The organism is Ochrobactrum sp. A-1 (genome assembly GCF_022488005.1).
Taxonomy (GTDB): domain Bacteria; phylum Pseudomonadota; class Alphaproteobacteria; order Rhizobiales; family Rhizobiaceae; genus Brucella.
Window position 1 is genome coordinate 570,779 of sequence record NZ_JAKVQC010000007.1, and the last position, 13,852, is coordinate 584,630.

Below are 13,852 nucleotides of genomic sequence, written 5' to 3' on the forward strand. Positions count from 1 at the left end.
TCTGCGGCCAAGCCCGCGTACCCGGCAGCCTTTCAGGCCTCGGAAAAGACCATGACACTCAATGGATGGATTCAGATCCTCGTTTTTTGCGGGATCATCATTTTGCTCGTCAAACCGCTCGGCGGTTACATGACGCGTGTTTTCAGCGGTGAACGGACTTTCCTTTCACCTGTCCTCGTTCCAGTCGAGCGAGGGCTTTATCGCCTCGCCGGCACAAGCGAACGAGAAGAACAGCATTGGATAACCTACACCGTCTCCCTCTTGCTATTCAATTTGGCCGGCTTTCTGCTGCTTTATATACTGCAACGGTTTCAGGGCTCCCTGCCCTTCAATCCGATGGGTATGAGCAACGTTCCGGCAGATCTCGCCTTCAACACCACTGCCAGTTTTGTGACTAACACCAACTGGCAGAACTACGGCGGCGAAAGCACGATGTCCTACCTAACACAAATGGCAGGGCTGACGGTGCAGAACTTCGTTTCAGCCGCTACTGGCGTTGCCATCGCCATAGCGCTCATTCGCGCGTTCTCGCGCAAATCCATGAAAACACTCGGAAGTTTCTGGGTCGATCTTACGCGCTGCACGCTCTACGTCCTTTTGCCCTTGTGCATCGTTCTCACACTAGCTTTCGTCAGCCTCGGCGTACCGCAAACGATTGGGGCTTATGCTGAAGCAACGACGCTGGAAGGCGCAAGACAGGTGATCGCACTTGGCCCGGTTGCCTCGCAGCTTGCCATCAAGATGCTCGGCACCAATGGCGGCGGCTTCTTCAATGCCAACTCCGCGCATCCTTTTGAAAACCCGGATGCCATCTCCAACATGATCCAGATGGTTGCGATTTTCGCAATCGGCGCTTCGCTTACCAACGTCTTCGGGCGAATGGTCGGCAACGAACGCCAAGGTTGGGCGATTTTTGCTGCCATGGGCATATTGTTCGTCGCAGGCGTTGCTATCTGCTACTGGGCGGAAACGGCAGGCAATCCCCTCATCCATGCTCTCGGCATTGATGGCGGTAATATGGAAGGCAAGGAAACACGCTTCGGCATTGCGATGTCCGCACTTTTCGCCGTCGTCACAACCGCCGCATCATGCGGTGCGGTGATCGCCATGCATGACAGCATGACAGCACTGGGCGGAATGATCCCCATGATCAATATGATGCTGGGAGAGATTATCATCGGCGGTGTAGGCGCAGGCTTCTACGGTATCGTCCTGTTCGTCGTCGTTGCCATTTTCGTGGCCGGGCTGATGGTTGGACGTACTCCGGAATATCTCGGCAAGAAGATCGAGGCGAAGGAAGTAAAAATGGCGATGCTCGCCGTGCTCTGCCTTCCACTGTCAATCCTGGGTTTTACGGCCATCGCTTCGGTTCTTCCGACAGGTCTGGCCTCCATCGCCAATCCCGGACCGCATGGTTTCTCGGAAATCCTCTACGCCTATACTTCAGGCACAGCGAACAACGGTTCGGCCTTTGGCGGCCTCTCCGGCAACACGCCCTGGTACAATATCACCATAGGTCTCGCCATGCTGATGGGCCGATTTCTGGTGATCGTTCCTGCAATGGCAATAGCCGGTTCACTTGTCGCCAAGAAAGCAGCTCCCCAATCTGCAGGCACCTTCCCTACAACCGGCCCGCTTTTCGTAGGCTTGCTGATCGGCGTCATCCTTGTGGTTGGAGGTTTGATCTTCTTCCCAGCGCTGGCACTCGGTCCCATTGCCGAACACCTCTCTATGGTGAAGGGGCAGATGTTTTGATGCTGAAACCCTCAAGCTGCATTCTCTCGATCCTTCTGGCAACGACCGTCCTTCTTCTCGCGGTTCAGCTTGCCGGATTGATCTGAGCTTTCCGAACGGAAACGTAATTTTACTGGAGCCTCTGTTATGAGCCAGTCCAAATCCGCGAGCATTCTCGATGCCCGCATCCTTTTACCCGCCATCGGCGATGCCTTTCGCAAGCTCAACCCAAGAAGCCTTGCACGCAACCCGGTAATGTTTGTGGTTGCTGTCGTTTCGCTACTCACGACATTGCTGCTTCTGAAAGACGTGGCCACCGCCAATCCAAATGTCGGCTTCTCATTCCAAATCGTATTGTGGCTGTGGTTCACAGTCCTGTTTGCCAATTTTGCCGAGGCCGTCGCAGAAGGCCGCGGCAAAGCACAGGCGGATTCGTTGCGCCGGACGCGAACGGAAACGCAAGCCAAACTTATGGACAATCCCGAAGGCCCAAGCTGGAAAAGCGTGCCGGGAACGAGCTTGAAAGTTGGCGATATCGTTCTAGTAGAAGCGAATGACATTATTCCCTCAGATGGAGAAGTCATCGAAGGTGTGGCGTCCGTCAACGAAGCTGCCATCACTGGCGAATCCGCGCCGGTCATCCGAGAATCCGGTGGCGACCGCTCTGCCGTTACAGGCGGAACGCAGGTCCTGTCCGATTGGATCAAGGTTCGTATCACAGCCGCGCAAGGTTCGACCTTCATCGACAAGATGATCAGTCTCGTGGAAGGCGCCGAACGCCAGAAAACGCCAAATGAGATCGCGCTCAATATTCTGCTTGCAGGCATGACGCTGATCTTCGTTCTCGCCGTTGTTACGATCCCGAGCTTTGCGACTTATGCAGGCGGCTATATCTCTGTCACGGTACTGGTCGCACTTTTCGTCACCCTGATCCCGACCACAATCGGCGCCTTGCTTTCTGCTATTGGCATTGCAGGCATGGACCGCCTCGTACGCTTCAATGTGCTTGCCATGTCCGGGCGTGCAGTGGAAGCAGCAGGTGACGTCGACACCCTTCTCCTCGACAAGACCGGAACGATCACTCTTGGCAATCGTCAGGCAACTGCTTTTGTGCCGGTCAATGGCGTAACCGAGCAAGAACTTGCCGATGCAGCGCAACTGGCCTCTCTTGCCGATGAAACACCGGAAGGTCGTTCCATCGTCGTTCTCGCCAAGGAAAAATACGGGTTGCGCGGGCGCGACATGCAGGGGCTTCACGCGCATTTCGTACCATTCACAGCACAGAGCCGCATGAGCGGGGTCGACATTGAAGGGTCCGTCATTCGCAAGGGCGCTGTGGATGCTGTGCTCGCCTATGTAGGACAGAGCAGCCTCGCGGATGAAAGAACACTCTCGGAACTGCAATCCATCGTTGACACAATCGCCAAGGCTGGCGGCACACCGCTTGCTGTCGCTAAAGACGGCCATCTTCTCGGCGTTGTGCATCTGAAGGACATCGTCAAAGGCGGTATCCGCGAACGTTTTGCAGAGTTACGTCGCATGGGAATCCGCACGGTCATGATCACCGGTGATAACCCAATGACTGCGGCAGCCATAGCTGCTGAAGCCGGCGTGGACGACTTTCTTGCGCAGGCAACACCAGAAAACAAATTGTCGCTGATCCGCGAGGAACAGGCCAAGGGCAAACTTGTTGCAATGTGCGGCGACGGCACCAACGACGCCCCCGCTCTTGCGCAGGCCGATGTCGGCGTGGCCATGAATACCGGTACGGTTGCCGCACGCGAAGCCGGAAATATGGTCGATCTCGACAGCGATCCCACCAAGCTCATCGAAATCGTTGAAATCGGCAAGCAATTGCTGATGACGCGCGGAGCGTTGACAACCTTCTCCATCGCCAACGATATCGCAAAGTATTTTGCAATTATTCCTGCGATGTTTCTGGCCTTCTATCCCCAGCTTGGGGCGCTCAATATCATGGGTCTGGCTACGCCACAGAGCGCCATTCTGTCAGCCATAATCTTCAACGCTTTGATCATTGTGGCTCTGATCCCACTTTCGTTGAAAGGCGTAACCTACAAGCCGGTCGGCGCAGGTGCGCTCCTCTCGCGCAATCTCCTGATCTACGGCCTCGGCGGCGTCATCGTTCCGTTCATCGGCATAAAGGCCATCGATATGGCCATTACTGCCCTTGGCCTCGCATAAGGATTAGCGAAAATGCTGAAACAACTTCGTCCAGCGCTCGTCATGATCGTTTCCCTTACCGTCATAACCGGTTTGCTCTATCCGCTTGGTATGACGGGTATCGCACAGGCGATCTTTCCTGCCAATGCCAATGGCAGCCTGATCCAAAAGGACGGTACGATCATTGGCTCCGAATTGATCGGACAAGGTTTTACCGGCGATCGCTACTTTCACGGTCGACCATCTGCCGCAGGACAAAACGGTTATGATGCCGCGAGTTCCGGCGGTTCCAATCTCGGCCCAACTAATCCAAAACTGATTGAGCGGGTTAAAGCCGACGCCGCTCCTCTGGCAGAAGGCGAAGGCGCTGCGCCACTGCCGATTGACCTGGTGACAACATCCGCAAGCGGTCTCGATCCGCATATTTCACCGCAAGCAGCTTTTTATCAGGTGCCTCGTGTTGCGAAAGCGCGCGGGATTGATGAAGCCGCACTGCGTGGAATCGTCGAGAAACAGGTTGAAGCCCGTGAACTCGGTTTCCTCGGTGAACCGGTGGTCAATGTTTTAAAGCTGAACCTTGTTCTGGACAGGACCAGCACCAAGTAGAATAACTGGCGGCGGCATGATTTGTCGCCCCTTTCCTCCAGGAGCTTTATTTGACATCGGATCCGCTTCGCTTCGGCGAGAACAGACCCTCACCCGATGCTCTACTCGAACAAGCGGAACGCGAGACGCGCGGCCGCCTGAAGATATTTCTCGGTGCTGCGCCGGGCGTCGGCAAGACCTATGAAATGCTGATGTCGGGCCGCGCGCGCAAAGCCGACGAAATAGATGTCGTCATCGGCGTTGTGGAAACACATGGGCGAGCGGAAACCCAAGCCCTGACTGAGGGGCTCGAAATCGTGCCTCGTGCGCAAGTCTCCTACCGTGGTCATCAACTTGATGAAATGGATATCGATGCGGTGTTGGCCCGCAGACCACAACTGGTTCTTGTGGACGAACTGGCGCACACAAACGCATCGGGCAGCAGGCATCCTAAGCGTTATCAGGATGTCGAGGAAATTCTGGCCCATGGAATTGATGTTTATACGACGCTCAATATCCAGCACGTCGAAAGCCTTAACGACGTCGTGGCACAAATCACCCGCATCCGGGTACGCGAAACTGTGCCCGACAGTATCATCGACCGTGCCGACGACATCGAATTGATCGATCTCACGCCGAATGATCTCATCAAGCGCCTCAATGAAGGCAAGATTTATCTCCCGAAAACTGCAAAACGGGCAATCCGCAATTATTTTTCTCCGGGAAATCTGACAGCACTACGAGAACTGGCGCTCCGTCGTACCGCCCAGCGTGTGGACGAGCAACTTGTCAGCCATATGCGAGCCCATGCTATCGAAGGGCCGTGGGCCGCTGGCGACCGCATATTGGTTGCCATCGACGAGCGTCCCCGTAGTGTATCGCTGGTTCGTTACGCGCGTCGGCTTGCAGATCGTCTTCGCGCACCTTGGGCGGCCATTCATATCGAAACCGCACGTTCCGCTGGGCTTACTGAAGAAGCTAAGGACAGGCTCGCGACAGCACTAAGGCTCGCCGAACAGCTTGGCGGGGAAACAATCATCATTCCGGGCCAGTCCGTCGCTGAAGATATTGTTCGCTACGCTTCAGCCCACAACTTCACTCAGATCGTCGCCGGAAAATCCATAAAGTCGCGCTGGCGTGAGATGATCGACGGCTCCATTGCGCGCGAGCTCGTCCGGCTTTCCGGTGCCATCGATATTCATATTACGGCAGGTGTCGAGCACGAATACGGAGGAACCAGCCGCAAGGTCGGCACCGCCAGACAGAAGGCAACGCTCGATATCCGACCGTATCTGATCGGTATTGCCATGACGGGCGTAGCACTTATCGCTGGGTTGCTGCTCGACCAGTTTTTGGACGTGCGCAGCATAGCTCTTGTATTTGTTGTCGGCGTCCTTGGTGTTGCAGTTACCCTCGGCCTCTGGCCAGCACTTTTTTCATCGGTGCTTAGCGCATTTGCCTATAATTTCTTCTTTCTTTCACCACTCTACACATTGTCTGTCGCCGATCCCGAAAGCGTCGTAGCATTAATTTTCTTTCTGTTTGTGAGTTTCATTGCCAGCAATCTGGCAAGCCGAGTGCAGCGCCAAGCGGCAGCCGCGCGCCAGCGTGCACGCATGACGGAAGACCTGTATCTTTTCAGCAAAAAGCTGGCCGGGACAGGCTCACTTGATGACGTGCTTTGGGCAACCGCATTCCAGATCGCGTCGATGCTCAGGGTCCGCGTCGTGATCCTTCTTCCTGAAGGAAACACAATTGCAGTCAGGGGCGGTTATCCTCCGGATGACACGCTTGATGATGCGGATATCGCTGCCGCACACTGGACATGGGAACACGATCTCCCGGCCGGACGTGGTGCTAATACGCTGCCGGGTGCCAAGCGGCTCTATCTGCCTCTCAAAACAGCACGAACATCCGTGGGCGTGATCGGCCTCGACAATGACCGCATGGGGCCCATCCTCACGCCAGAACAACAACGCCTCTTAGAAGCCTTGGCCGATCAGGCCGCAATTGCTATCGAACGCGTTCAGCTTGTTGGTGATGTGGAGCGAGCCAAGCTGGCAGCGGAAGCCGACAAGCTGCGTTCAGCTCTCCTTACTTCAATCTCCCACGATCTGAAGACCCCGCTTGCCGCAATTCTTGGTGCCGCTACAACCTTGCGTGATTATTCCAGCTCATTGCCAGATGCCGATCGGTCCGATCTGATCGCAACCGTGGTGGACCAATCGGAGCGCTTAAACCGTTTCATCGCAAACCTCCTCGATATGACGCGGATCGAAGCCGGGGCAATGAAGCCTAATCTATCATTTCACTACATTGGCGACCTTATCGGAGCCGCACTTAATCGTGCGGCCAAAATATTGGCCCATCATCAGGTCAATATTTCTGTCCCAGCTGATTTGCCCATGGTTCAGCTTGATGCCGTTCTGTTCGAGCAGGTCCTGTTCAATTTGTTCGACAATGCAGCGAAATACGCCCCTGAAAACACACCGGTTACGATTAAGGCCCATGCTGGACCGTCTCGTATGACACTCGAAATCAGCGATTGGGGGCCTGGTATTCCCCCGAATGATCTGGAACGTGTGTTCGATACATTCTATCGTGTTCGTAAAGGTGACCATGTGCAGGCCGGAACCGGACTGGGGCTTTCCATCGCTCGTGGTTTCATCGAAGCAATGGGAGGTTCTATTCGGGCAAGCAATCGGCATGAAGGCGCTGGTGCCATTTTTACAATCACATTGCCCGTCCCGGCTGATGAAATTGACAGAAGCTCATGAACGATCCGAAATTGAAAATTCTTGTTGTCGACGATGAACCGGCCATCCGGAAGTTACTGCGGGTTGGACTGACGACCGAAGGCTATACCGTTGTCGAGGCGGTGAACGGCGGCGAAGCTGACGCGCACATTGCAACGGAAAAGCCCGATATCGTGCTACTCGATCTGGGGCTTCCCGATACTGACGGGCACGCTTTGCTGCAACGCTGGAGAGAGAACGGCGTGACCTTGCCCATTCTCATCCTCTCAAGCCGCACCGACGAAGCGGGGATCGTCCGTGCACTTGAAGAAGGGGCTGATGATTACGTCCCGAAACCCTTCGGTATGAAAGAACTTGCCGCGCGTTTACGGGTCGCATTACGCCACAGACTGCAACAGCAGGGAGAAAAGCCGCTTTTCCAGAGCGGCGGCCTTACGGTCGATCTTGTTCGCCGCATTGTGAAACTCAACGGCGACGAAGTTAAATTGTCACCGAAGGAATATGACATTCTGCGCCTTCTCGTACAGCATTCTGGAAAAGTGCTGACACATCATCATATTCTAAATCAGGTTTGGGGACCCGCAGCTGACGTTCAATATCTTCGCATCTATGTCCGCCAGCTACGACAGAAGATTGAAAAATCCCCGGATCAGCCGCATTATATTCTAACCGAAACAGGCGTCGGCTACAGGCTGCGCGAAGCTGATCCAGCTCCCTGAGAAAGCCGGAACCAAGCCTTTGCGAAAGCGTTGTTTGCCAAATAACCAAGGTGAAGGAGGCAAGCGTGGTCGAGCTGGTTAACAATATCGAGAATCTGGAATTTATCATTGCGAAAGCTCGAGAATATGATGTTCAGGTTCCCGCAACCGATGAAGAATCCGGTTCTAACGCCAGCGACGACAATGAAGTTGATATTCTCGATGCCTCTCTAGCAAACCCAACTCGCAAAGAACTTTTTGCGGCTATCCGCTCCCTGAATATCGATGAGCGGCAGGAATTGCTTGCGCTTATGTGGGTAGGTCGCGGCGACTTCAGCGCCGATGAATGGGACGAAGCCCTCTCAACCGCCGCCGATCGCGACAATGGCCGCGAAGCCAAGTATCTCATCGGCACACCACTTCTGGGAGATTATCTGGAGGAAGGATTGGTCGCGCTGGGCTTCGATGTCGAAGCCTACGATAATGAATAAGAAAAATTGATGTTTCCATGCACCCTTCTGTTTTGACGCCGCCATATCCGCGCATTAGTGTCGAATTCAAATCGGGTTGGCATATACTGACCCTGAACATTAAGTGCGACGGAGGACAGCACGATGCTTCAGAAAAACCTCGACCAGAAAACTGACTTCTATATTGATGGAGCGTGGCGCGCTCCAATAGACGCCAGGACCATTGAGGTCATCAATCCCGCCAACGAAAAGCCTTATGCCGTCATTTCTGCGGGTTCTTCAAAGGACATTGATCTCGCGGTCGCAGCCGCACGCAAGGCTTTTCCGTCCTGGAGCGAAACGCCATCAGAAAAACGCATCGGCTATATCCGGCGGTTAGTGGAAATTTACGAAACCCGCCTGGAGGAAATGGCCAAGGCAATTTCACTCGAAATGGGTGCACCAATCACACTTGCACGTGAATCGCAGGCTGCTGCAGGCCTCTCTCATACCAAGGCTTTCATCGCGGCCTTCGAAAACTTCGAGTTCGAAGAGATCCTTTCTCCGAAACACCCCAACCAGATGGTCGTACGCGAACCGATCGGTGTTTGTGGCCTTATTACGCCATGGAATTGGCCAATGAACCAGATCGCGCTGAAAGTTATTCCTGCGCTTGCTGTTGGCTGCACTGTCATCCTGAAGCCGTCCGAAATCGCGCCGATGTCGGCTATGCTGTTTGCTGAATTTGTGGATCAGGCGGGCTTCCCGAAAGGTGTTTTCAATCTCGTCAATGGGGAAGGCACCGTTGTTGGAGAAGCGTTGTCGCAACACCCAGACGTCGACATGATGTCCTTCACCGGCTCGACCCGCGCGGGGACGGCAGTTTCGCGGGCCGCAGCAGCAACGGTAAAGCGCGTTTCGCTGGAACTTGGCGGCAAGTCACCGAACATCGTTTTTGCGGATACCGATCTGGAAAAGACCATGGCACGTAGCCTTGCGCATTGCTTTGAGAATACCGGACAGTCCTGTAATGCGCCAACGCGCATGCTGGTGGAGCGCTCCGTTTACGACAAGGCCGTGGAAATCGCCAAGAAGGTGACCGCAGACACCAAGGTCGGCGACCCAGCCACGGAAGGCGATCACATTGGCCCGCTTTCTTCCTCGATCCAGTTCGAGAAAGTTCAACAGCTGATCCAGAAGGGCATTGATGAAGGTGCACGGCTTGTGGCAGGTGGTACAGGGCGCCCAGACGGGTTCACCGAAGGTGACTTCGTCAAACCAACCGTCTTTGCCGATGTGAACAATGACATGACGATTGCTCGCGAAGAAATCTTCGGGCCGGTGCTTGCAATGATCCCTTTCGATACGGAAGAAGAAGCCATTGCCATTGCCAACGACACGCCATATGGACTTGCAGCCTATATTCAGACTGGTAGTCCAGAACGCGCAAAACGCGTGGCCCGCAAATTGCGCGCTGGCATGGTGCAGATCAACGGCACATCGCGCGCACCTGGTAGTCCGTTCGGCGGCTACAAGCAATCGGGCAATGGTCGCGAAGGCGGCAAGTGGGGTTTGGAAGACTTCATGGAAGTAAAGCTGATCAGCGGATGATCCTTTCACGATCACAAACTAAAAAGCGCCACTTAGCGGCGCTTTTTAGTTTGCTACTTGAAGTTCAAGCTTTCTCGATAACACGGATACGCTGATCCCCACCAATATCGATGAATTGTGTTAGTGGCGGCACTTCGTGAACATCATGTGAGCCGAAGCTCTCAGGATAGAATTCATACCCTTGAGGTGCTTGCGGCGGGTTTTGATCATCGATCAAACGACCGCCCGCCAATTCCGTCATCGGATCGGGGATGGCTGAAATCAGTCGCCGTGTATAAGGATGCGTCGGATTTGAGAAAATCCGGTCCCACGGACCGCTTTCGACAATCTGGCCAAAATACATCACGGCTACACGATCACTCATGTGCTCAACGACGCTCAAATCATGGCTGATCATGATGTAGGAAAGGCCAAGTCGCTCTTTCAACTCCAGCAGCAGATTGATGATTTGTGCTCGGATTGAAACATCAAGCGCCGAGACCGGTTCATCAAGAACGATAACTTTCGGATTAAGTAACAGTGCTCTCGCAATCCCGATACGCTGACGTTGGCCGCCGGAAAACTCGTGCGGAAAACGCTTTGCCTGCTCGGGCTTCAAACCGACGAGACACAAAATTTCTTCAATACGTCCATCAACCTCGCTGCGCGATGTCACGCCGTGAAGTCGCAAAGGCGCGGCCAGCGACGTGTAGACTGTCTGCCGCGGGTTCAGTGAAGCGAATGGGTCCTGAAAGACCATTTGTGCCATCTTGGCCCGTTCCAACCGGGATGGTTCGTTCTTTCCGGTGATCGGACGTCCTTCGAAATAGATCTGCCCACTGGTCGGCTTCTGCAAGCCGACGATGGACAGTGCAAGTGTAGACTTACCGCAACCAGATTCTCCCACAATCGAAAGGCACTCACCCTTGTTAAGAGTCAGGCTGAGATTGTTAACGGCACGCAACAATTGCTTGGAAGGACTGAAAATGCCGCCGCTCACAGGGAAGTAAACGCAGACATCGTCAATACGGACCAATGGTTCTACTAGTTTGGTTGAATGCATATCATTCATGATGGAAACACCTCACCACACCGGCATCCTCAAGTGGCGTCCAGCCCGGCTTTTGCGCACGACAAACATCGGTCGCGCGCGTGCAACGCGGCTCGAATCTGCAGCCTTTTGGAAAAGCGGAAATCGACGGCACAACACCTTCGATTTCCTGTAGCCGCAACTGCCCCTCCTTCTGACGCGAGCCGAGCTGCGGGAGAGAAGCCAGAAGACCATGCGCATAAGGGTGCGCCGGATGGTGGAACAGACCTGCTGTTATGCGTTCTTCGACCAGATGTCCTGCGTACATGACACCCACGCGACGGCACATTTTCGCAATGACTCCCAGATCGTGACTGATCATCAGAACGGACGTCCCTCGCGCTGTGCAAAGTTCTTGCATCAGACGCAAAATTTCCGCCTGAACCGTCACATCGAGTGCGGTCGTGGGTTCATCAGCGATCAGCAGATCAGGGTTGCATGCAAGTGCAATAGCAATCATCACGCGCTGACGCATACCACCCGACATCTGATGCGGATAGTTCTTCACACGTTGCTCTGGCGCAGGAACTTGAACACTCGCAAGCGCTTCGACCGCCTTGCGCTCAGCCTCGTGCCAAGTGGCACCTTGATGCAGCACGAACATTTCCGCAATCTGTCGACCTACTGGCGACAACGGATTGAGAGCAGTCATCGGCTCCTGAAAGATCATCGCTATACGATTGCCACGCAGCTTGCGCATTTCGCGCGACGAAATGGATCGCAGGTCTTGCCCTTTAAAGCGGATCGTTCCTCCGGTTATCGACAGCGGCTTGCGCAAAAGCCCGATCATCGACAGCGCGGTGATGCTTTTTCCACAACCGGACTCTCCGACCAGACCGAATGTCTCGCCAGCTCCAATAGTGAACGATACATCCTCGACCACATTATGTTTGCTCGAACCGGAGACGATATCGATCCGAAGGTTTTCTACCTCAAGAAGTGCTTGTTCGCTCATACCTTGCGGGTCCTCATATGCGGGTCGAGCCAGTCGCGAAGACCGTCGCCGAACAGGTTGAGCCCAAGTACAGTGAAGAAGATGGCCAGACCGGGAAACACTGCAGCCCAAGGCGCATTTACGATCAACTCGCGCGCATCAGTGAGCATATTGCCCCAGCTTGGATCAGGTGGACTGATCCCGAGCCCGAGATAGGAAAGTGCTGCCTCCGCAAGAATTGCATCGCCCATTCCGAGCGTGCCGATCACAAGAATAGGTCCGATCATGTTTGGCACGATCTGCGTGATCATGATGCGGACATCGCTATAACCGAGCATCTTGGCCGCCTGAATATAGCCCTGCTTTTTGAGCGACAGTGTAGAACTCCGCGCAATGCGGCAAGTCCAGGACCAGTTCGTCAGACCAAGTGCGAGCAGCAGGCTCGGCAAGCCGGGGCCGAGTACAGCCATGATTGCCAGCGCAAAGATCAGCGACGGAATTGCCAGCATCAGATTGGTGAGGCCATTGACGAAATCGTCCCACCATCCGCCGAAATAACCGGCCGAAATACCAAAACACAGACCGATAACAGTGTTGATGCATTGCGAGACGACACCAACAGTCAAAGATACTTGCGCACCATAGAGGATGCGCGAATAAACATCGCGGCCTTGTGCATCCGTGCCGAACCAGAACTGTGCATCAGGCGGAAGTTCGGCATTCATCAGGTCGGCATCAAGAACCGGATTATAGTGTGCCAGCAATGGCGCAAAGACAGCCGCTGCCACAATGACAATACACACGAACCCGCCGAATGCGAGATTGAAACGCAGCTTCATGGGCTTACTCGTGGCTTATGCGCGGGTCGATAACCGCGTAGAGAATGTCAACAATCGTATTAATGACCAAAAACCACAATACGATTACGAGAATTGCCCCCTGCACGACGGGAATGTCGCGCAAAGAAACGCTATCGATCAGCAAGGAGCCAAGACCCGGCCACGAGAATAGCTTCTCCACCACCACGGCCTGACCCATCATCGATCCGAACTGTAGGCCGATGGTCGTGATAATCAGCACCAGCGCATTGCGCATGACGTGCCATTTCACCAATCGAAAGCTGCTCATACCTTTCGAGCGGGCAGTACGGATGAAGTCAGCGCCCATCACTTCCAGCACGGCTGCGCGCGTTGTCCTTGCAAGTAATGCCAGAGGCGCAACACCCAAGGTCAGCGCTGGGAGGATAATGTTTCGGATACCACCATCACCATAGCCAAAGCTCGGCAACCATCCAAGTGTCAGTGCAAATAGATACATGGCCAGCAGTCCCAGCCAAAATTGCGGCAGCGAAAGGCCCGAGACCGCTCCAATCATGGTCACGCTATCGAGAATGCTTCCAGGTTTCAGTGCGGCGAGAAATCCGAGCGGTACGCCTATCAGGATTGCAAACCCCATGGCCGCAAAAGCAAGCTTCAGCGTGGGCCACATGCGCTCCTGAATAAGCGAGACCACCGGCTGCCTTGATCGATAGGACGTACCGAGATCAAACTGCGCCAGTTGAACCAGATAATTGCCAAAACGCACATGGACTGGCTTGTCGAGGCCGAATTCCTGGGTGATCTTTTCAACCATTTTGGGGTCGTTCATGCCCTTGCCATTGGCAATTAGGCCAGAAGCGATGCTGCCCGGAACAACACTGAAAATGACGAAGATCAACAATGACACAGCGACAACCGTCGGTATCATCTGCAGGACGCGCCGAAGAATAAAGTAGAGCACATGGTCCTCCTTTCGGATCAGCGCAAAAGACGCTGGAGCAAAGGGGATCAATGGCC

At 54.4% G+C, this 13,852-nt stretch carries 11 protein-coding genes; 7 read left to right on the top strand and 4 right to left on the bottom strand.

Going from position 1 to position 13,852, the window contains the following annotated elements; all coding sequences use genetic code 11:
- The first annotated feature begins 51 nt into the window (after positions 1-51).
- The 7 genes from kdpA (at position 52) to MKS82_RS20675 (ending at position 10,014) form a co-directional block, all read left to right on the top strand.
- Positions 52-1,755 (top strand): potassium-transporting ATPase subunit KdpA, encoded by a 1,704-nt coding sequence (gene kdpA, locus MKS82_RS20645; protein ID WP_109986493.1) that lies wholly within the window; start codon positions 52-54, stop codon positions 1,753-1,755.
- A gap of 126 nt (positions 1,756-1,881) precedes the next feature.
- Positions 1,882-3,936, top strand: coding sequence for a potassium-transporting ATPase subunit KdpB (gene kdpB / locus MKS82_RS20650; protein WP_109986492.1), 2,055 nt, complete (start codon positions 1,882-1,884; stop codon positions 3,934-3,936).
- Positions 3,937-3,948: 12 nt separating this feature from the next.
- Positions 3,949-4,521: a potassium-transporting ATPase subunit KdpC gene (gene kdpC / locus MKS82_RS20655; protein ID WP_109986491.1), complete on the top strand. Its 573-nt coding sequence runs from the start codon at positions 3,949-3,951 to the stop codon at positions 4,519-4,521.
- Between the two features lie 50 nt (positions 4,522-4,571).
- Positions 4,572-7,277, top strand: a complete 2,706-nt coding sequence (locus MKS82_RS20660; RefSeq protein ID WP_109986490.1) for a sensor histidine kinase — start codon at positions 4,572-4,574, stop codon at positions 7,275-7,277.
- A complete protein-coding gene (locus tag MKS82_RS20665; RefSeq protein ID WP_109986489.1) occupies positions 7,274-7,975 on the top strand; it encodes a response regulator transcription factor in 702 nt (233 codons plus the stop codon). Before MKS82_RS20660 ends, MKS82_RS20665 begins: the two co-directional genes overlap by 4 nt.
- A gap of 65 nt (positions 7,976-8,040) precedes the next feature.
- Complete coding sequence (locus MKS82_RS20670; protein WP_109986488.1) at positions 8,041-8,445, top strand: DUF3775 domain-containing protein; 405 nt, start codon at positions 8,041-8,043, stop codon at positions 8,443-8,445.
- A gap of 123 nt (positions 8,446-8,568) precedes the next feature.
- Entirely contained in the window at positions 8,569-10,014 is a 1,446-nt protein-coding gene (locus MKS82_RS20675) for an aldehyde dehydrogenase family protein (protein WP_109986487.1), read from the top strand.
- Positions 10,015-10,078: 64 nt separating this feature from the next.
- On the opposite strand, the gene MKS82_RS20680 is transcribed toward MKS82_RS20675, so the two are convergent.
- The 4 genes from MKS82_RS20680 to MKS82_RS20695 are packed head-to-tail and all read right to left on the bottom strand — an operon-like array spanning position 10,079 to position 13,796.
- A complete protein-coding gene (locus tag MKS82_RS20680; protein WP_109986486.1) occupies positions 10,079-11,065 on the bottom strand; it encodes an ABC transporter ATP-binding protein in 987 nt (328 codons plus the stop codon).
- Positions 11,058-12,038: an ABC transporter ATP-binding protein gene (locus MKS82_RS20685; RefSeq protein WP_109986485.1), complete on the bottom strand. Its 981-nt coding sequence runs from the start codon at positions 12,036-12,038 to the stop codon at positions 11,058-11,060. Before MKS82_RS20685 ends, MKS82_RS20680 begins: the two co-directional genes overlap by 8 nt.
- Positions 12,035-12,856 carry an ABC transporter permease gene (locus MKS82_RS20690; protein WP_109986484.1) on the bottom strand — a complete coding sequence of 274 codons (822 nt, stop codon included), beginning with the start codon at positions 12,854-12,856 and terminating at the stop codon, positions 12,035-12,037. The genes MKS82_RS20685 and MKS82_RS20690 overlap by 4 nt, the downstream gene beginning before the upstream one ends.
- 4 nt (positions 12,857-12,860) lie before the next feature.
- Positions 12,861-13,796 carry an ABC transporter permease gene (locus MKS82_RS20695; RefSeq protein ID WP_061347076.1) on the bottom strand — a complete coding sequence of 312 codons (936 nt, stop codon included), beginning with the start codon at positions 13,794-13,796 and terminating at the stop codon, positions 12,861-12,863.
- Positions 13,797-13,852: the final 56 nt, after the last annotated feature.